Genomic DNA, 18781 nt, shown 5'->3' with positions numbered 1-18781 from the left:
ATCCGAACCGAAGGATTCGTGCCTTTGACACTATCGGACGCTTCGCCCTAACCTGAACGCTGTTCAATTGAACGATGTTCAAGTTCTCGCCACCCCAGGAGACGGCAGTGACCCAGGCGCCCGCCCGCACCGACATCCTCGAAATCGCTCGCGACCAGGTGCTCCGTCGCGGCATCGGTTTCGACCGCGACCAGACCCTCGAGGTCCTGCAGCTGCCGGACGATCGCATCGACGACCTGCTGGCGGTCGCCCACGACGTGCGCATGGCGTGGTGCGGACCGGAGGTCGAGGTCGAGGGGATCATCAGCCTCAAGACCGGTGGCTGCCCCGAGGACTGCCATTTCTGCTCGCAGTCCGGCCTGTTCGCCTCCCCGGTGCGAGCCGCCCGGCTCGACATCCCGTCGCTCGTCGAGGCCGCGAAGCAGACCGCCAAGACCGGAGCGACCGAGTTCTGCATCGTCGCGGCCGTGCGCGGACCCGACGAACGCCTCCTCGCGCAGGTCGCGGCCGGTATCGAGGCGATCCGCAACGAGGTCGACATCCAGATCGCGTGCTCGCTCGGCATGCTCACCCAGGAGCAGGTCGACCGACTCGTCGCGATGGGTGTGCACCGCTACAACCACAACCTCGAGACCGCGCGCTCGCACTTCCCGAACGTCGTCACCACCCACACCTGGGAGGAGCGCTTCGAGACGCTGCGCATGGTGCGCGAAGCGGGTATGGAGGTGTGCTGCGGAGGCATCCTCGGAATGGGTGAAACCATCGAGCAGCGAGCAGAATTCGCAGCCGACCTCGCGGCGCTCGAACCCGACGAGGTGCCGCTGAACTTCCTCAATCCGCGCCCCGGCACCCCTTTCGGCGACCTCGAGGTGCTGCCCGCCACCGAGGCGCTCAAGGCGGTGGCGGCCTTCCGATTGGCGTTGCCGCGCACCATCCTCCGGTTCGCCGGTGGCCGCGAGATCACACTCGGCGACCTCGGCGCGCAGAAGGGGATCCTCGGCGGGATCAACGCCGTCATCGTCGGCAACTACCTCACCACGCTCGGCCGGCCTGCGGAGACCGACCTCGATCTGCTCGGCGAACTGAAGATGCCGATCAAGGCCCTCGGCGAGACGATCTGATGTTCGATCCGTTCACCGGCGAAGAGATCGTCGACGGGACGATCCGAATCCCCTCCGCGGCAGTGCAACTCGGACTCGAACCGCCGCGCTTCTGCGCGCAGTGCGGTCGCCGGATGATTGTCCAGATCGCGCCGGACGGGTGGTGGGCGCGGTGTTCGCGCCACGGAAGCGTCGACTCGGTGATGAGCGAACAGCGTTGACCGACCATGCGCGTCCCGGATCGTGCCGGGCAGACCGCGTCGACAACCAGCGAAAGTTACGGCGACCGAACGATGTAGCGTCGTATGCATGCTGAATACCCGACTGCTGCCCTTACGCAACGACCGAGTACAGCTGCGGGCGATGCGCGGTGACGACGCGGCTACCTATGCCGCCGGGACCGCAGATCCACTGGTGCGCCGGTACGCACATCTGCCCGAACCGGTGTACACGGAAGCGTCCGTCGCAGCCCTGATCGACGGCGAGATCCGGCAAGGGCTGGAGCGCGGAGATCTGGCCGTACTGACGATCGCCGAACCGGAGACCGACCGCTTCGCCGGCAGTCTCGTGTTGTTCGGCATCACCGCCGAGGAAGCAGAAGTCGGATTCTGGTTGCATCCGCTCGGTCGTGGGAGAGGGCTCGCTGCCGACGCACTCGATCTCGCGGCCGAATTCGCTCGGCGGAGCGGACTACTCCGCCTGACCGCGCGCACCCTCCCCGAGAACGAAGCATCCCAGCGCGTGCTCGAGCGGTGCGGCTACATCCGCGGTGCCCGAACCCGGACCGTCACTCCGTCGGGGGCGGATGCGCTCGCGGTCCACTACTCGCGGGACCTCGGGTGATCCGCGTTGCCGCTGCCTCCCGGGCAGGGTGAGCACGCGGGCCCCTGCGAGGCCCGGAACGCTACGGAAGCCCGCGTTCTTCGGCGGGATAGGTCACGACTCCGTCGGAACCCACCGACGGAGTCGCACCCCACTGTCCCAGCTCGTGCCGTCGCGGGTTCGCGTTGTTGACGAGATGCACGACGGTCCACCCCCGCGCGGCGAGGGTGTTCGCGATCAACAACCGGTGGCAGCGCCACGGCATCGGCTCGCCGCACATGATGGCGACGTGCCGGTGCTCGGCCAGATCGGTGAGTCGCTTCAGTCCGGCCTCGAAGTCGCCGGTGAGGGTGTAGTCGGCGTAGTTCTTGAAACTCGCGTTCTTCCAGCCTGCATTGACGGTCGGATCGATGTCCTTCTGCTTCGGCCGCCTGCCGCCGAGTTCGGTGAGGTGCACGTAGCCGATCCCGGCGCTGTCGAGCCAGGACGGCATCTCGTCGGCGTCGAACTGCGGGCTGCGGCGCGAACCGGGCATCTTCCGCACGTCGACGACGAGTTCGATGTCGGCCGAGGTCAGCGTGTCGAGCAGGACCGACTGCGGGCACGTCCAGTGGCCGATGGTCCACAGGACGCGGGCGTCGGCACTCATGCCTCCCATCGTGCCATCACGCGTGTGCCAGCCGGCGGCGCAGTTCCCCGGCGCCGTCGCCCTCCAATCGGGACAACCCCGCGCGACGGCCCGAAAACAGCAGCAGGATCGCGGAGATCGGTCCCCGCACCTCGGGTCCGGAACCGGAGGACCACTCGGCATCGGTTGCGGTGAAACGGAATCCGTCGAGCGGGACGTCGGCGAAGACCCGGGCCTTCCCGGTGCCGCGGGTGGACCACAACCGAGTGGCGCCCGCTGTTGCGGCGTCCGGCGGCATCGGCAGGTCGCGCTGCAGGGGTATCGCGATGTCCTGGCCGTGGACGAGCAGATCGATCATCGTCTCGAGCGGGGTGATGCCCACGTTGTGCCGGCGGGAGCCGATCATTCCCCGGAGGTCGGTGATCAACTCGGCCGTCGGCTGTCGGGCGCGGTGCCGGGAGGACTCACGGATGATCGTGTTCACACCACCGGGATGACGCAGCGCCATCCGGACGAGGTCGACCACGGTGAGCTGCTGGAGCGTGAGGTGGGCCGCGACGTCGCGCACGGTCCAGCCCTCGCACAGCGACGGCCGGCTCCACTCGTCGTCGGTCAGTTGCTCCAGCAGATCGGCAGTTCGTGCGCGCTGCTCGTCGATCGCGTTCCAGATGTCGTCGACGTTCATGGAATCACCCGACCTGTGCTCCGCCGGACACACGATCCACCCATTCTAGATCGCGGATCGCTCCCCACCCCCGGATTCCAATGCCGGTACGGCGTCCTCCGCGGCACGGCTCACCGACTCCCACTCGAGCCAGGTGGCAATCTTCTCCCGGGTGGCGGCCACGGCCGCATCCAGGACGGCGTTGCCCAGCACGATGCGGCGCGGTGGCCGGTCGGCGTCGACGACCTCGAGCAGTGCCCGCGCGGCCAGAGCGGGGTGGCTGTCGATGCTCGTGGACGCGCTCTGCTCCTCGATCTCGGCTCGCAGCGCGTCGTAGTCCGATCGCGGAGTGCTCACCGTCATGGTGGTGTAGAGGTCGGTCCAGTAGCCACCCGGCTCGACGATCGTCACGTCGATGCCGAAATGGGCGGCCTCGACGGCCAGTGCTTCACTGAGTCCTTCGAGGGCGAACTTGCTTGCGCTGTACAGCCCTGTGCCGGGCCCGCTCAGCACGCCCCCGATGCTCGAGATCTGCACGAGATGCCCGCGTCCTCGACTGCGAAAGGCCGCCATGGCTGCCTGGCTGACCCACATCGCCCCGAAGAAGTTCGTCTCGAACTGTGCGCGCGCCTGCTCCTCGGTGAACTCCTCGACGAATCCGTAGGCCATGGTGCCCGCGTTGTCGACGACGATGTCGATGCCTCCGAAATGTTTTCGGGCGGTGTCGAAAGCGGCGAACACCGCTGTGCGTTCGGTGACGTCGGCCGGGAGCCGGAGGAGACGCTCCGGATCCCGGGGGAGATCGGCCGATCCGATCGACCGTGAGACGGCTACGACGTTGTCACCTCTCGAGAGTGCCGCTCGGACGAACTCCCTGCCCAGGCCGCGGCTCGCGCCGGTGATCAACCACGTGCGAGGACGGACGCCGGGGGTGGCGGGGGACGCGGTCGGTTGGGTTCGCATGCATACCTCCTGTGTGAGACGAGACGGTTCGTCTCGTTCAACTGAGGATGACCCTCCGGGCGCCGCCTGTCAAGACGCAACGTCTCGTCTCGATGCGATATCGTCGTCCCATGTCTGCACGCCCCGGACCCGGCAACTCCCGGCGGAACCCCGCCTCGCGGAAAGCGATCCTCGATGCCGCTTTCGACCTGGTCACCGAGGTCGGCTACTCGAAACTCGGTATCGAGGCGATCGCCGCCCGGGCCGGCGTGGGGAAGCAGACGATCTATCGCTGGTGGCCGTCGAAAGGAGCCGTCCTCCTCGACGCGTATCTGGCGCACACGCAGGGCGATGCCGGGGACGAGGCCGCGCTGCCCGACACCGGCGACCTCCGCGCGGACCTCGTTGCGGTGCTGCAGGCCACCGTGGCGGAGCTGCGTGATCCGAAGTTCGCCGTCCCGCTGCGCGCGTTGACCGTGGCGGTACTCGAAGACCCCGGGCTCGCAGCGGAATACGAACACCGCCTCGACGCGCCGATGCGGGAGATGAAGAAGGCCAGGCTCCGCGCCGCGCAGAGTGCGGGGCAACTGCCGGACGACCTCGATCTCGATGTCGCCGTGGACATGTTGTTCGCGCCTGTCGCCCAGAAATGGTCGACCGCCGGCGAACCCCCGTCGGACGACTACGTCCGCACTCTGGTCGAGACCGTCCTCTCCGGCCTGACGCGTCCGTCCGAGGGCGACCCGTCCGCCGGTCTGTAACGTACGACTCCTCCTGTCCGACACACACGTCGGAATCACATGACGATCAGGGGAGGGACAGCATGGGTTCGGTCGATGTTCTGGAATGGATCCGCGAGGGTTATCTGGCGGGCGACCCGCTGCGCTCGGCGCTGTTCGTCGGGTCGGCCTTCCTGACGATGCCGCTGCAGTTGCTCGAGGTCATCATGGGACGGCCTTTCTGATCTCCTCCGGGAGGTTCACACCGGCGGTCGCAGGGCGGCGAATTCGTCCGTCACGCGCAGCCGGGAATCGGTGAAGCGGTAGAGCGCCGGGGGGCGACCTCCCGCTTTGCCGGACGGTGCGGTGTTGCCGGTGCGGGTGAGCACGTTCCGGCGCGCCAGCACCCGTTGGAGATTGGTGGCATCCACCTCGTAACCCAATGCAGCGCAATAGATGTCGCGCAGCGTCGACATCGAGAACTCCGCCGGCGCGAGGCCGAACGCGATGTTCGTGTACGACAGCTTCGCGGCAAGGCGTGCATGGGCGTTCGCCACCATCACCCCGTGGTCGAAGGACATCGCGGGAAGGTCCGAGACCGGATGCCAGGCCGTATCGGACGGCAGCTGGGGATCCGAGGTGAGGGGGATCAGGCCGAGATAGGTCGACGCGATCGTGCGCGGTCCCGGCACCCGATCCGGGTCGGAGAAGACCGACAACTGTTCGAGATGCGCGACCTTGCGGACGTCGACCTTCTCCGCGAGTTGCCGCCTCGCCGACGTCGTGAGGTCCTCGTCGTTGCGCAGTTGCCCGCCGGGGAGCGACCACGTGCCGACCTGCGGATCGAGGGCCCGTTGCCACAGCAGCACCCCGAGTTCAGGTTCTTCGCGGAGGGTTCCCGAGGTGTCCGGAAAGCGGCGAACCTGGAACACGGCGATGAGCACTTCGTGACGGGTGTTACTATGTGGCATGTTTTCGATCCTAAGTCGAAAACCTCGAACACGGCAATTCCGGTACAACCCGCCGGGATGACACCCTCGAAGGAGCTAGGCCATGACCACGACCGAGTGGGCGGGAGCCGCCACCATCGTCGACGGCCCCGGCGGATACACGGGCGTCGAGGCGACGCCGGAGTGGGCCGAGGAGGTCCGTCGGCTGGCCCGTGAGCGCAACGCCACGCTGCTCGCGCACAACTACCAGCTTCCCGCGATCCAGGACGTCGCCGATCACGTCGGCGACTCGCTCGCGCTCTCGCGTATCGCCGCCGAGGCCGAGGAGGACACCATCGTCTTCTGCGGCGTGCACTTCATGGCAGAGACCGCAAAGATCCTCAGCCCGAACAAGACGGTGCTCATCCCCGACGAGCGCGCCGGCTGCTCGCTCGCCGATTCGATCACCGCCGACCAGCTGCGCGAGTGGAAGGCCGACCACCCCGACGCCGTGGTCGTCTCGTACGTCAACACCACCGCCGAGGTCAAAGGCCTGACCGACATCTGCTGCACCTCGTCGAACGCCGTCGACGTCGTCGCGTCCATCGACCCCGACCGTGAGGTGCTGTTCCTGCCCGACCAGTTCCTCGGCGCCCACGTCAAGCGCGTCACCGGCCGCGAGAACATGCACATCTGGGCCGGGGAGTGCCACGTGCACGCCGGTATCAACGGCGACGAGCTCGCCGCGCAGGCCAAGGCGCACCCCGACGCCGACCTGTTCGTCCACCCCGAGTGCGGCTGCGCCACCTCGGCGCTCTACCTCGCCGGGGAGGGCTTCGTGCCCGACGACAAGGTCAGGATCCTGTCCACCGGCGGCATGATCGACGCCGCGCGGGAGACCGGCGCGAAGCAGGTCCTCGTCGCCACCGAGGTCGGCATGCTGCACCAGCTCCGCAAGGCCGCGCCCGGCATCGACTTCCAAGCGGTCAACGACCGCGCGTCGTGCCCCTACATGAAGATGATCACCCCCGCCGCACTGCTGCGCTGCCTGCAGGAGGGACGCGACGAGGTCCACGTCGCCGCCGACGTCGCCGAGCGGGCCCGCCTGTCGGTGCAGCGCATGATCGCCATCGGCAACCCGGGCAGCGGCGAGTGACCACCGCCATCACGGTCGCGTGGGAGGACCACGCCGACCTGGTGGTCGTCGGGGGTGGCGTCGCCGGTCTCACGGCCGCGCGCGCCGCCTCCCGGCGCGGCGCGCGGGTGCTCACGGTGAGCAAGGGCGGCCCCACCGACACGGCCACCCAGTACGCCCAGGGCGGCATCGCGGTCGTGGCGCCGGTGGGCGACAGCGTCGACGCCCACGTCGCCGACACACTTGCCGCAGGCGGGGGACTGTGCGACGAGGACGCGGTGCGCTCGATCGTCACGGCCGGCCCCGACGCCGTCACCGCCCTGCGCGATCTCGGCGCGGTGTTCGACACCGCCGGAGACGGCGACATCGCCCGCACCCGCGAGGGTGGACACAGCACCCGCCGCATCATCCACGCCGGTGGCGACGCAACCGGCGCCGAAGTTCAGCGCGCCCTCGGCGAGGCGGGCTTGCCCGTCCTGTTCGGAGCCGCTGCCGCCCGGGTCCTCACCGACGCGCGGGGTGTCACCGGACTGCTCGTCCTCGACGAGCGCGGGTACGGCGTCGTCCACGCCCCGGCCGTGTTGCTCGCGACCGGTGGCCTCGGGCAGTTGTACGCGTGCAGCACGAATCCGCCCGGCGCCACCGCCGACGGCATCGCGCTGGCCCTGGCCGCCGGCGCCGGCGTCGCCGACCTCGAGTTCGTCCAGTTCCACCCGACCGTGCTGTTCGCGGAAGGGGGCACCGGACGTCGGCCGCTCATCAGCGAAGCGGTGCGCGGTGAGGGAGCGCGACTGGTCGACTCCCGCGGCCGATCGATCACCGAGGGCGTGCACCCGCTCGGCGACCTCGCACCCCGCGACGTCGTCTCACGGGCGATCGCCGAGCGTCTCACCGCGCTCGGCGAGGACCACGTCTACCTCGACGCACGTCACCTCGACGGTTTCGCCACACGTTTTCCGACCATTACGACGATGTGCGCCGACGCCGGTCTCGATCCGGCCCGGGATCTGCTGCCGGTCGCTCCCGCCGCCCACTATTCGTGCGGCGGTGTCGTCACCGACGTGCACGGCCGCACCCGCATCCCCGGTCTGTACGCGGCCGGTGAGGTGGCACGCACCGGCCTGCACGGCGCGAACCGGCTCGCCTCCAACAGCCTTCTCGAAGGACTCGTCCTCGGCGAGCGCGCCGGGGTGGCGGCGGCGATCGAACGGGCCGGAACGCGTGTCGAGACCGACGGCATTCCCGTCGTCGCCCCGACCGTCTGCGATCGTGCGGTGCTGCAGCAACTCATGACCCGGCACGCGCTGGTCGTGCGCGACGCCGACGGATTGTCCGCTGCTGCAGTCGAACTCGACGGCGCGAGCGTCGCCACGGCGTGTGCCGACGCGGAGCGACTCGAGGACGCGGCGCTCACCGTCACCGCGCGGGCCCTGCTGCTCGCGGCGCAGCGACGCACCGAATCGCGGGGATGCCACACCCGCAGCGATCATCCGGACACCGACCCGGCGCAGGCTCGCAGTCTGGAGCTGCGTATCGACGATGACGGCGAGTTGTCCTTCACCACACCGGAACTGACAGGAGTCAACTGAGATGACCACCGCGCTGCCCGACGGACTCGACCTCGCCGAGACCCGCGAGCTGGTCCGGAAGGCGCTCGACGAGGACCTGCGCTACGGCCCGGACGTCACCACCGACGCCACCGTGCCCGCCGACGCTGTCGCCACCGCCTCGGTGGTCGCGCGGCAGGCCGGCACCCTCGCCGGTCTGGACGTCGGTCTGCTCGTCCTCGACGAGGTCATCGGTGCCGATCATTACGGCGTGCTCGACCGCAGGTCCGACGGGGAGCGGGTGCTGCCCGGCGATTCGGTCCTGACCGTCGAGGCGCCGACCCGCGGTCTGCTCACCGCCGAGCGCACGATGCTCAATCTCCTGTGTCACCTGTCGGGCATCGCGACGGCGACCTCGCACTGGGTCGATGCGGTGACGGGCACCGAAGCGAAGATCCGCGACAGCCGCAAGACGCTGCCGGGACTGCGCGCGCTGCAGAAGTACGCGGTGCGGATGGGTGGCGGCGTCAACCACCGCATGGGGCTCGGCGACGAGGCGCTGATCAAGGACAACCATGTCGCGGCGGCCGGTTCGGTGGTCGCCGCATTGCGAGCCGTCCGCGAACACGCCCCCGACATCGCGTGCGAGGTGGAGGTCGACACCCTCGAACAGTTCGACGAGGTGCTCGCCGAGAACGTCGAGTTGATCCTGCTCGACAACTTCCCGCTGTGGCAGACGCAGATCGCGGTGCAGCGGCGCAACACCCACGCGCCGCAGACACGACTCGAATCCTCCGGCGGCCTGTCCCTCGACGTCGCCGCCGACTACGCGCGCACGGGCGTCGACTACCTCGCGGTGGGTGCGCTCACCCACTCGGTGACGGTGTTGGACTTCGGCCTGGACATGTAGGGCGTAGGTCGCACGTCACCGACCGGACGAATCGGACGCGTCACCGGAAGATTCGTCGGTGCGACGGTCCCCGCACTCGCGCCTTCTGGGGTAGAACTGACAGCACATCGACGTGCCGGGACCGGTCACGTGGGGGCGGGCTCCGGTGGTGGCCGGTGCTTTGTGGGGGAGGAAGACAGAACGCGATGCGGTTACCGATGGCACCGACCGACTCGATGTTCCTGCTCGGCGAGTCGCGCGATCATCCGATGCACGTCGGCGGTCTGCTGCTGTTCCAGCCGCCGGAAGGCAAGGACGCGAGCGACCTGCGGTCGATGTTCGCCGAGGCGCTCGCCCGCGAGGAACCTGCCGGGCCGCTGTGGTGCAAGCGGCCCACCCGGTCGCTGTTCACCCTCGGGCAGTGGGCATGGGAGGACGATCCGCGCTTCTCCATCGACTACCACGTGCGGTTCAACGCGCTGCCGTCCCCGGGCACGATGGACGATCTGTGGGAACTCGTCTCCCGCCTGCACGCGTCCCTGCTCGACCGCACGCGCCCCCTGTGGGAGATGCACCTGATCGAAGGGCTCGCCGACGGTCGTTACGCCCTGTACGTGAAGATCCACCACGCGCTCGCAGACGGGGTCGGTGCGATGCGCCTGCTGCGCCGCGCGCTCAGCACCGACCCGGACCGCACCGACATGCCGGCCCCGTGGGCGGTCGCCGACGCCCGGTCGACGAGCCGTTCGGCCATGGGCACCGCGATCGGATTCCCCGGTGCCGTCGTCCGTGCGGCGACCGGCGTGATGAACGACGCAGTGAACGTGGTGTCCGAGGCGGTGGCGCTGGTCCCGGCGATCGTCGGCACCGTCGACCGGGCACTGCACAATCGCGGGGGGTCGCTGTCGCTGGGCGCTCCGAACACCATCCTCAACCGTCAGATCTCCGGATCGCGCAGATTCGCGGCACGGTCCTGGCCGATCGAACGACTGCGCATGGTGGCCAAGGCCGCCGACGCGACACTCAACGACGTCGTCCTCGAACTGTCGGGCGGGGCTCTGCGGGCGTTCCTCTCCGAGCACGATGCGCTGCCGGACGATTCGCTGGTCGCCATGGTTCCGGTGTCGTTGCGTCGGAGCACGAGCTCGTCGGGCAACGAGATCGGCATCCTCATGTGCACCCTCGCAACGCAGTGCGCCGATCCGGTGGAACGGCTTGCGCGTGTGCGCGGTTCGATGATCGAGGGCAAGCACGCGATGAATTCGATGTCGAAACTCGGTCGTCTCGCGACGAGCGCGGTGGGCGTGGCGCCCCTGGCGGTGGGGGTGCTCACCGGCAATCGGGCGCTGCCGCGGCCGCCGTTCAATGTGATCGTCTCGAACGTGCCGGGTCCCGATGCCCCGCTGTACTGGAACGGTGCGCGTGTCGACGCGCTGTATCCGCTGTCGGTGCCCGTCGACGGGCAGGCGCTGAACATCACGTGCACGAGCACCGACGACGAGATCGCCTTCGGTCTCACGGCGTGCGGTCGCACGGTCCCGGATCTCGTCCGGCTGCTCGATCACTTCGACGAGGAACTCGAGGCGCTGGAATCCGCCCTCGGCGTCCGGGTGGAGGTCGACGACGAGGACAGCGGGAAGAGCGACGCCGGGAACGGCTGATCGCGCCGTTCCGAGAATCGTTGCGCCACATCGTCGAACGACCCGGGTCGGGGTGTAACCGGGACCGACACGCCCGCCGCCCGCCCGATTGGTTACGCTCAGCGCCCGTGACCGACTTCGACAGCCAGGTGGTGGCGGCTGTGACCGCCCACATGAACGACGACCACGCAGCCGACAGCCTGCTCATCGTGCGTGCCTTCGCCGAGCCCGGTGCCGTCGAGGCGCGGATGACCGGCGTCGACCGCGAGGCGGGGGAGTGGGTCGTCGTCATCGACGGTCGCGATCACACCGTGCGCATCCCCTGGCTCGAGCCGGTGACCGACCGGGCCGGACTCCGCACGGCCGTCGTCGATCTCTACAAGGCGGCGTGTACGCGCCTCGGGGTCGACACCCCGTCCTGATCGCTGTCCCGACCGCGCTGCGGCCGGGACAGCGCGATCATGTCGACGCTGCCAGCCGTCGGGCGTGCGGCGTCCACACCTCAGTGAGTGCACGACGGCCGATGAACAGCCCGATGTGGCCGGCGTCGGCGATCGTGGTGGTGATCCTCTCCGGCGGGGTCGACACGTGCTCCGCCAGCGCCGTGACCTGTCGGGGAGTCGCGATCGGATCGGCGGACCCGGCGATCAGATGGACCGGGCAGTCGACGGCCGAGAGGTCGACGACGCGTCCTTCGACCCTCAGCGTGCCGGCGACGAGTTCGTTGCCCACGAACAGGTGTCGCATGATCCACTCGCGGAAGGCCGAGGGGATCTCCTGCTTCCAGGTGAACCAGTGCCGTTCGGCTTCCCAACGCGCGACCTCGTCGGGATCGTCGAGCAGTCCGAGCAGCGTCATCGCACGTTCGACCTCACCGATCGGATCAGTGGTCGGCACCCCGACGGCCCGCGCCGCCCCGTACCAGAAGTCGATCGTCGTGGCCGCGGCACCGCGAGGCGCGTGGGCCAGCACCGACAGCGCCGGCTGGTCGACGTGGAAGTCGATGGGTGCTCCCGCCACGGTCAGCGAGTGCACGCTCTCGGGATGCAACGCCGTGTAGACGGTGCCGAGCCACCCACCCTGGCTGTCGCCGATCAGGTTCACCCGGCCACCGAGATGGTCGACGGCCTCGGCGACGACCGCCAGGTGCTCGTCGATCGAGCAGCCGTCCGTCGCGGGAGTCGCGGGTGCCCAGTCGAGACAGTGCAGGCGGGTCAGGCCACCGGCGCGGAGGGCTTCGACCTGACTGCGGTCGGCGGAATGGTCGACGATGCACGAGTGGGTGCCGGCCTGCGGCGGCAACAGCAGCGTCGGGATCTCGTCGCGTGCGGGGTCGGAGGTGCTGCAATCACGCAGACCGCCGAGGGACCACCGGCGCACGACCGGCCAGTCCGTGGACCAGCGTGGCGGCGTGGCCGATGTCAGGGCGCGGCTGTACCGGTTCGCGTCGGAGACCAACGTGCACGGTGTGGCGCCGCGTCGTACGAGGCCGGCGAGATAGGCGCTCCAACCGGCGATCGCCGCGGTCCCGAGACGAAACGGGGCCGCGGCGATCCGGGCGGGTGTCAGTGACAGCATGCACTGCACCGGAGAACGTCCGCTGATGCGGTGTTCGGTATCGACTGCATCGAGGAGTCGACGATTACTTCAGCAGGTCGCGAGCGGTGCTCGTGACGGTGGTGGTGAGCTCGCGGGCGAAGGAGGCCTGTGCCTTGGCGAGATCGGCGACCCACTCGACGGGGGTGGCGTCGGCGACCTTCTCCTGCAGATCCAGGATGCTCGAGACGGCCTTCTCGTAGGTGTCGACGCCGAGGTTTCCGCTCTGCTTCGCGGCGTCGATGAACTTCGCGTTGAACTCCTGGAAGCGCTCGGTGGCCTCGTCGACGGTCTTGGTGAACTCGGTGGCGGCCTTGTCGGCGACCGCAGCGGCCGTCGAGGTGAGCTTCTCGGCCGACTGCTGGGCCGTTGCGGTGGCCTCGGTGGCGGCCTTCGTGGCGGCTTCCGTCGCCTTGGCAGCGGCATCGGTGGCCTTGGCGTTGGCGGCGGTGGTCTTGGTCGGTGCGGTCATGATGTGTACCTTCCGTGGGCGCTCGTGACAGGAGCGGGGCTTCCCCTATGGGGGTGCGCTCGGATCAGCGCTGTTAGCAGGTTAGCAAAATGATAGCTAACGCGCAATGTCACTCGAAGACATAGGTTCCCGGGGCATCGCACAGTGGCGGATGCTGCGCGCTGCCCATCGCCGGGGGAGCGACGAGCTCACCGGCACGCTTCGTCGACCATGCGGTCCAGTCCTCCCACCACGACCCGGCGGTGCGAGTGGCCTTCTCCGACCACGTCTTCGGGTCCTCGGGCAGCTTCGGCAGCTTCTCGCCGTCGGGCGCGCCGACGGCCTCGAACCACGCCTTCGGGTTCGGGGGATTGACCGCGCCGGCCACGTGGCCACCGCTGGTCAGGACGTATCGGACCGACCCGCCGAGCAGACCAGTGGCCTTGTACGACGACGTCCACGGCACGATGTGGTCGTTGATGGCACCCACCACGTAGGTGTCGCACGTGATGTCCGACAGGTCGAGGACCTCGCCGTCGAGCTCGTACACACCGCGCGCGAGCTCGTTGCGGCCGTACAGCGACCGCAGGTAGTGCGAGTGCATCTTCGCCGGCATGCGGGTGCTGTCCTCGTTCCACGCCAGGATGTCGAAGGCGGCGGGCTTCTCGCCCTTCATCCACCGCGACACCCAGTAGTTGAAGATCAGATCGCGCGCACGGATCATGTCGAAGCTGCCGGCCATCTCGTTGCCCGAGAGGAAGCCCTGCTTGCTCATCCGGAACTCGACACGGTCGAGCGTCGCCGGGTCGGTCAGCAGTGCCAGCTCGCCGACCTCGCTGTAGTCGAGGAGCGTGTTGAGCATCGTGAACGCGCTGATCCGCTTGTCGTCGAGCTTGCCCATGCGGGCCGCGGCCATCGCCGCCATCGCGCCGCCCAGGCAGATCGACAGCACCTCGATACGCGAGGACCCGGTGATCTCCTCGACGACGTCGAGCGCCGCCGCGACGCCCTGCCGGAAGTAGTCGTCCATCGTGATCTCGTGCATCGACTCGTCCGGGTTGCGATACGAGATCGCGAACACGGTGCGGTTGTGCTGCACGGCCCACTCGATGAGGCTGCGCTGCGGCGCGAGATCGAGGATGTAGTACTTGTTGATCCACGGCGGCGCCGCCAGGATCGGGATCTCGTGCACTTCGCCGGTCTGCGGGGCGTACTGGATGACCTCGATGAGGTCGTTGCGGAAGACGACCTTGCCGGGGGTCGCGGCCATGTTCTCGCCGAGGGTGAACGCCTCGCGGTCGACCTTGAGCGGCAGGCCCTTCCGGTGCACGACGTCCTCGATGGCGTACTTCGCGCCGCGGAACAGGCTCGCGCCACCGGTGTCGAGCGCGCGCACGAGCACACCCGGGTTGATGAGGAAGTTCGACGGGGCGAGCGCGTCGAACATCAGGTTCGCGAACTGGCGGGCCTTGCCGTCCTGCACGGGATCGCCCGAGCCGGCGTCGGCGAGATCCTCGACGTACTCGCGGGTGGCGAGATAGCTCTGCAGCAGCGAGAAGTAGGCCGGGTTCTCCTTCCAGGCGGCATCGGAGAACCGGCGGTCCTTCGGATCCAGCGGCACCGGGGGCTGCGGATCGGCGGCGTTCCACACGCGTGTCGCCGCCGCCGGGATGTTCGCCAGGCGGGTGGCGTACTCCGTGGTCGCGCCGGCCACGGCCCGCGGATTCTTCACTGCACGGCCGGCGACGGATGCGACGGCCGGTCCCCACCCGATCGGGTCGAGGGAGGAGGTGAGCTTCTTCTGCAGATGGTTGAGCACCGAGCAACTCCAGAACTGGGTGAATGGTCCGGAGCCGATGGTGACGTCGCCGACGGAGGCGCGCACCTTACCCCCAGGTACGTGCTACCTGCATGTTCGTCGACGGGGTGGTGAAACCGGGCTGACCTCGAATGCTGCGTGACGCACGAACCCGCCCGGTGACGATTGTGAGAATGCTCACTCCTTGTCGGGTTCGCGTCCTCCACCACGCCGACGACGCGCGACGGTGACCTCCCGGAACGCCTCGTACATCTCCTCGAGCGAACGCCGCTGGGGATTGGTCAGGTCGGGATCCTCGCGAATCGCCCGCAGGACCGCGGACTCTGCTCCGCCGTCGGCCTGCGCGTGGGCCGCGAGGGTGTCGGCGGACAGGTGCAACTGTTCGGCGATCGCTTGCAGCACACGCTCGCTCGGTGCCCGCAGGTTCCGTTCGATCTGCGACAGGTACGGATTCGAGATGCCCACCATCGCCGCGAGTTGACGCATGGGCAGTTCTGCGAGTTCACGCTGGCGGCGGATCAACTCGCCCAACGTGCTCGGGCGCGGCTCGTCCTCGTCCATGCCGACAGCATAGGCACGGTGATCCGTGCCGAGAGGTTCCTCACGCGGGCGCGACTTCGATCGTCGTCGGGGGATGCGGGATAGTAGAGGGTGATCCCTGTTCGACGAGAGAGGACACCTCATGCTTGCCCGCACCGACCTGCGCGGTCGTACTCCCACCACTGCGGAGCTCAGGGGCGCACTGCCCCGCGGCGGAGTGGACGTGGACGCGGTGCTCCATCAGGTCCGTCCCGTCGTCGACGATATCCGCGACCGCGGCGCCGAGGCCGCGCTCGACTACTGCGAGAAGTTCGACGGGGTCCGCCCCGCCTCCGTGCGCGTTCCTGCCGCGGAACTCGACCGCGCGCTGGCCGAACTCGAGCCCGCGGTCCGTGCCGCCCTCGAGGAGGCCATCGCGCGCACGCGCGTCGTGCACGCGGCCCAGCGCCGCACCGACGTCACCACCGAGGTCGTCCCCGGCGGCACCGTTACCGAACGCTGGGTGCCGGTCGAACGCGTCGGCCTCTACGTGCCCGGTGGCAACGCGGTCTACCCGTCGTCGGTCGTGATGAACGTCGTCCCGGCGCAGGCCGCCGGCGTCGAATCGCTCGTCATCGCCTCGCCGCCGCAGAAGAACTTCGGCGGACTGCCGCACCCGACGATCCTCGCCGCCGCGGCCCTGCTCGGCGTCGAGGAGGTGTGGGCCGTCGGCGGCGCACAGGGTGTCGCACTGCTGTCCTACGGCGGCACCGACACCGACGGCGCCGAACTCGCCCCGGTCGACATGATCACCGGCCCCGGCAACATCTACGTCACCGCCGCCAAGCGGCTGTGCCGCGCGGTCGTCGGTATCGACGCCGAGGCCGGCCCCACCGAGATCGCGATCCTCGCGGACCACACCGCCGACGCGGTGCACGTCGCCGCCGACCTGATCAGCCAGGCCGAGCACGACGTCATGGCTGCCTCGGTGCTCGTCACCACCAGCACCGAACTCGCCGATGCCGTCGACACCGCCCTCGCCGCGCAGCTCGAACTCACCAAGCACCGCGAGCGCGTCACCACCGCGCTGTCCGGCAGCCAGTCCGGCATCGTCCTCGTCGACGACATCGACCAGGGTTTGAAGGTCGTCAACGCCTACGCCGCCGAGCACCTCGAGATCCAGACCGAGAACGCCTCCGAGGTCGCCGCGCGCGTCCGCTCGGCCGGCGCGATCTTCGTCGGGCCGTGGGCGCCGGTCTCCCTCGGCGACTACTGCGCCGGGTCGAATCACGTGCTGCCCACCGCCGGCTGCGCCCGGCACTCGTCGGGCCTGAGCGTGCAGACCTTCCTGCGCGGCATCCACGTCGTCGAGTACACCGAGGCGGCCCTGAAGGACGTCTCCGGTCATGTCATCACCCTCGCCGACGCCGAGGACCTGCCCGCCCACGGCGAAGCCGTCCGTCTGCGATTCGAGGCGCTGAAGTGACCCAGATCCCCGGCTCCCGCATCACCCTCGCCGATCTCCCGCTGCGCGAGAACCTGCGTGGCAAGTCGCCCTACGGTGCGCCGCAGCTGACGGTGCCCGTCCAGCTCAACACCAACGAGAACCCGCACCCGCCCACGCAGGCGCTCGTCGACGACGTCGCCGAGGCCGTGCGTGAGGCGGCGACGCAGCTGCACCGCTATCCCGACCGCGACGCGGTCGCGCTGCGCGCCGACCTCGCCGGCTATCTCACCAAGCAGCACGGCGTGCAGCTCGGTGTCGAGAATGTGTGGGCCGCAAACGGTTCCAATGAGATCCTGCAGCAACTGCTGCAGGCCTTCGGTGGTCCCGGGCGCACGTCGATGGGCTTCGTACCGTCGTACTCGATGCACCCGATCATCGCCGACGGCACCCAGACCGAGTGGCTGGCCACCTACCGGCGCGACGACTTCACCCTCGACGTCGAGGCATCCGCCGCGGCCGTGCGGGAGCGTCGGCCCGACGTCGTCTTCGTCACCAGCCCCAACAACCCGACGGGACACAGCATCCCGCTCGACCAGTTGCGGGTGATCCTCGACGCCGCCCCCGGCATCGTGATCGTCGACGAGGCGTACGTCGAGTTCTCCTCGCAGCCGAGCGCTCTGTCGTTGATCGACGAGTACCCGACGAAGATCGTCGTCTCGCGGACGATGAGCAAGGCGTTCGCGTTCGCCGGCGGACGGCTCGGTTATCTCGCCGCCGCCCCCGCGGTGATCGAGGCGCTGCTGCTCGTGCGCCTGCCCTACCACCTGTCGGTCGTCACCCAGGCCGCCGCGCGTGCGGCCCTGCGGCACGCCGACGAAACTCTCGCGTCGGTTGCGGAACTGGCCGCCCAGCGCGACCGCGTCGCCGCCGAACTCGCGCGGTTCGGCTACGACGTGATCCCCTCCGACGCCAACTTCATCCTGTTCGGCCGCTTCGCGGACGCCCCTGCCACCTGGCAGCGGTATCTCGACGAGGGTGTGCTCATCCGCGACGTCGGGATCCCCGGCTACCTGCGCACCACGATCGGCCTGACCCACGAGAACGACCAGTTGCTGCGAGTGAGCGAGAAGCTCGCGGCCACGGAAATCGAGGAAACCCGATGAGCGACCGCATCGCGCGCGTCGAACGCACCACCAAGGAATCGAGCATCACCGTCGAGATCGACCTCGACGGCACCGGTCGCACCGAGATCTCCACGGGGATCCCGTTCTACGACCACATGCTCACCGCGCTCGGCCAGCACGGTTCGTTCGACCTCACCGTGCAGGCGCAGGGCGACATCGAGATCGAGGCCCACCACACCGTCGAGGACACCGCCATCGTCCTCGGTCAGGCCTTCGGTCAGGCCCTCGGCGACAAGCGCGGCATCCGGCGCTTCGGCGACTGCTTCATCCCGATGGACGAGACCCTCGCGCACGCGTCGGTCGACGTCTCGGGCCGTCCCTACTGCGTGTTCACCGGTGAGCCCGACTACATGGTGCACTCGGTGATCGGGGGATATCCCGGCGTGCCCTACTCGACGGTGATCAACCGGCACGTGTTCGAGTCGTTCGCCTTCCACGCCCGCATCGCACTGCACGTGCGGGTGCTCTACGGCCGCGACCCGCACCACATCACCGAGGCCGAGTTCAAAGCGGTCGCCCGCGCGCTGCGCGAGGCCGTCGAACCCGACCCGCGTGTGACCGGCATCCCGTCGACGAAGGGCAGTCTCTGACATATGGATGTCGTCCTCACCTACCTGTGCTTCATCGTGGCCGGATTCGCGGCAGGCGGAACGTGGTCGATGTGGAAGGCGCGCAACACGTTGTTCGCGGGTGTGCTGCTGGCTCTGACCGTGCTGGCCGCCGCCGCGGGCGTCTTCCGGCTGCTCTGAC

General features: G+C 68.9%; 22 protein-coding genes. 14 read left to right on the top strand and 8 right to left on the bottom strand.

All coding sequences use genetic code 11. The features are described from left to right. The first annotated feature begins 107 nt into the window (after nucleotides 1-107). The 3 genes from bioB to LPH33_RS14665 all read left to right on the top strand — a co-directional run bounded on the left by bioB (nucleotide 108) and on the right by LPH33_RS14665 (nucleotide 1943). Entirely contained in the window at nucleotides 108-1121 is a 1014-nt protein-coding gene (gene bioB / locus LPH33_RS14675; RefSeq protein ID WP_085468375.1) for a biotin synthase BioB, read from the top strand. Continuing rightward, nucleotides 1121-1321: a hypothetical protein gene (locus tag LPH33_RS14670; protein WP_106199444.1), complete on the top strand. Its 201-nt coding sequence runs from the start codon at nucleotides 1121-1123 to the stop codon at nucleotides 1319-1321. The genes bioB and LPH33_RS14670 overlap by 1 nt, the downstream gene beginning before the upstream one ends. 88 nt (nucleotides 1322-1409) lie before the next feature. Next, on the top strand, nucleotides 1410-1943 hold the full coding sequence (locus LPH33_RS14665; protein WP_106199445.1) for a GNAT family N-acetyltransferase: 534 nt from the start codon (nucleotides 1410-1412) through the stop codon (nucleotides 1941-1943). A 61-nt stretch (nucleotides 1944-2004) separates the two neighbouring features. Here LPH33_RS14665 and LPH33_RS14660 read toward each other — a convergent pair whose 3' ends face one another. From LPH33_RS14660 to LPH33_RS14650, 3 genes are read right to left on the bottom strand one after another with little or no spacing between them, the layout of a single operon-like run. Continuing rightward, a complete protein-coding gene (locus tag LPH33_RS14660; RefSeq protein WP_059380990.1) occupies nucleotides 2005-2571 on the bottom strand; it encodes a DUF488 family protein in 567 nt (188 codons plus the stop codon). Nucleotides 2572-2587: 16 nt separating this feature from the next. Next, nucleotides 2588-3235 carry a maleylpyruvate isomerase family mycothiol-dependent enzyme gene (locus tag LPH33_RS14655; RefSeq protein ID WP_059380991.1) on the bottom strand — a complete coding sequence of 216 codons (648 nt, stop codon included), beginning with the start codon at nucleotides 3233-3235 and terminating at the stop codon, nucleotides 2588-2590. Nucleotides 3236-3280: 45 nt separating this feature from the next. Beyond that, nucleotides 3281-4177: an SDR family NAD(P)-dependent oxidoreductase gene (locus LPH33_RS14650; RefSeq protein WP_059380992.1), complete on the bottom strand. Its 897-nt coding sequence runs from the start codon at nucleotides 4175-4177 to the stop codon at nucleotides 3281-3283. 110 nt (nucleotides 4178-4287) lie between these two features. Between LPH33_RS14650 and LPH33_RS14645 the strand changes: the two genes are divergently transcribed. Both LPH33_RS14645 and LPH33_RS14640 read left to right on the top strand, forming a co-directional pair. Next, nucleotides 4288-4917 carry a TetR/AcrR family transcriptional regulator gene (locus tag LPH33_RS14645; protein WP_229565029.1) on the top strand — a complete coding sequence of 210 codons (630 nt, stop codon included), beginning with the start codon at nucleotides 4288-4290 and terminating at the stop codon, nucleotides 4915-4917. 62 nt (nucleotides 4918-4979) lie between these two features. After that, on the top strand, nucleotides 4980-5120 hold the full coding sequence (locus LPH33_RS14640; RefSeq protein WP_006554085.1) for a hypothetical protein: 141 nt from the start codon (nucleotides 4980-4982) through the stop codon (nucleotides 5118-5120). A 15-nt stretch (nucleotides 5121-5135) separates the two neighbouring features. Here the strand turns inward: LPH33_RS14640 and LPH33_RS14635 are convergent, their stop codons facing one another. Beyond that, complete coding sequence (locus tag LPH33_RS14635) at nucleotides 5136-5846, bottom strand: NUDIX hydrolase (protein WP_229565028.1); 711 nt, start codon at nucleotides 5844-5846, stop codon at nucleotides 5136-5138. Between the two features lie 82 nt (nucleotides 5847-5928). On the opposite strand from LPH33_RS14635, the gene nadA reads away from it, so the two are divergent. The 5 genes from nadA (at nucleotide 5929) to LPH33_RS14610 (ending at nucleotide 11437) form a co-directional block, all read left to right on the top strand. Next, a complete protein-coding gene (gene nadA, locus LPH33_RS14630; RefSeq protein WP_019289717.1) occupies nucleotides 5929-6960 on the top strand; it encodes a quinolinate synthase NadA in 1032 nt (343 codons plus the stop codon). Then, nucleotides 6957-8528, top strand: coding sequence for an L-aspartate oxidase (locus LPH33_RS14625; RefSeq protein ID WP_229565027.1), 1572 nt, complete (start codon nucleotides 6957-6959; stop codon nucleotides 8526-8528). The genes nadA and LPH33_RS14625 overlap by 4 nt, the downstream gene beginning before the upstream one ends. A 1-nt stretch (nucleotide 8529) precedes the next feature. Further along, nucleotides 8530-9396, top strand: a complete 867-nt coding sequence (nadC, locus tag LPH33_RS14620) for a carboxylating nicotinate-nucleotide diphosphorylase (protein WP_160875834.1) — start codon at nucleotides 8530-8532, stop codon at nucleotides 9394-9396. A 197-nt stretch (nucleotides 9397-9593) separates the two neighbouring features. Next, nucleotides 9594-11036 carry a WS/DGAT/MGAT family O-acyltransferase gene (locus LPH33_RS14615; RefSeq protein WP_016696010.1) on the top strand — a complete coding sequence of 481 codons (1443 nt, stop codon included), beginning with the start codon at nucleotides 9594-9596 and terminating at the stop codon, nucleotides 11034-11036. A 107-nt stretch (nucleotides 11037-11143) separates the two neighbouring features. Continuing rightward, nucleotides 11144-11437 (top strand): DUF2470 domain-containing protein, encoded by a 294-nt coding sequence (locus LPH33_RS14610; RefSeq protein ID WP_016696012.1) that lies wholly within the window; start codon nucleotides 11144-11146, stop codon nucleotides 11435-11437. A gap of 37 nt (nucleotides 11438-11474) precedes the next feature. Here LPH33_RS14610 and LPH33_RS14605 read toward each other — a convergent pair whose 3' ends face one another. The 4 genes from LPH33_RS14605 to LPH33_RS14590 form a co-directional block, all read right to left on the bottom strand. Further along, complete coding sequence (locus LPH33_RS14605) at nucleotides 11475-12593, bottom strand: alpha/beta fold hydrolase (protein ID WP_060652859.1); 1119 nt, start codon at nucleotides 12591-12593, stop codon at nucleotides 11475-11477. A gap of 64 nt (nucleotides 12594-12657) precedes the next feature. Beyond that, on the bottom strand, nucleotides 12658-13083 hold the full coding sequence (locus LPH33_RS14600; protein WP_229565026.1) for a hypothetical protein: 426 nt from the start codon (nucleotides 13081-13083) through the stop codon (nucleotides 12658-12660). A 109-nt stretch (nucleotides 13084-13192) separates the two neighbouring features. Continuing rightward, complete coding sequence (locus LPH33_RS14595) at nucleotides 13193-14947, bottom strand: PHA/PHB synthase family protein (RefSeq protein ID WP_229565025.1); 1755 nt, start codon at nucleotides 14945-14947, stop codon at nucleotides 13193-13195. A 111-nt stretch (nucleotides 14948-15058) separates the two neighbouring features. Continuing rightward, nucleotides 15059-15442 (bottom strand): helix-turn-helix domain-containing protein, encoded by a 384-nt coding sequence (locus LPH33_RS14590; protein WP_060652861.1) that lies wholly within the window; start codon nucleotides 15440-15442, stop codon nucleotides 15059-15061. 121 nt (nucleotides 15443-15563) lie between these two features. On the opposite strand from LPH33_RS14590, the gene hisD reads away from it, so the two are divergent. From hisD to LPH33_RS14570, 4 genes are read left to right on the top strand one after another with little or no spacing between them, the layout of a single operon-like run. Beyond that, complete coding sequence (hisD, locus tag LPH33_RS14585; protein WP_060652862.1) at nucleotides 15564-16886, top strand: histidinol dehydrogenase; 1323 nt, start codon at nucleotides 15564-15566, stop codon at nucleotides 16884-16886. Further along, a complete protein-coding gene (locus LPH33_RS14580; RefSeq protein WP_229565024.1) occupies nucleotides 16883-18010 on the top strand; it encodes a histidinol-phosphate transaminase in 1128 nt (375 codons plus the stop codon). Before hisD ends, LPH33_RS14580 begins: the two co-directional genes overlap by 4 nt. Beyond that, nucleotides 18007-18621, top strand: coding sequence for an imidazoleglycerol-phosphate dehydratase HisB (gene hisB, locus LPH33_RS14575; RefSeq protein WP_006554074.1), 615 nt, complete (start codon nucleotides 18007-18009; stop codon nucleotides 18619-18621). The genes LPH33_RS14580 and hisB overlap by 4 nt, the downstream gene beginning before the upstream one ends. Before the next feature lie 3 nt (nucleotides 18622-18624). Continuing rightward, entirely contained in the window at nucleotides 18625-18780 is a 156-nt protein-coding gene (locus LPH33_RS14570; RefSeq protein WP_016696019.1) for a hypothetical protein, read from the top strand. Nucleotide 18781 lies beyond the last annotated feature (1 nt).

Origin of the sequence: Rhodococcus sp. RDE2, assembly GCF_020885655.1 — a bacterium.
GTDB classification, from domain to species: domain Bacteria; phylum Actinomycetota; class Actinomycetes; order Mycobacteriales; family Mycobacteriaceae; genus Rhodococcus; species Rhodococcus pyridinivorans.
This window is presented reverse-complemented; position numbering and strand designations above follow the sequence as displayed.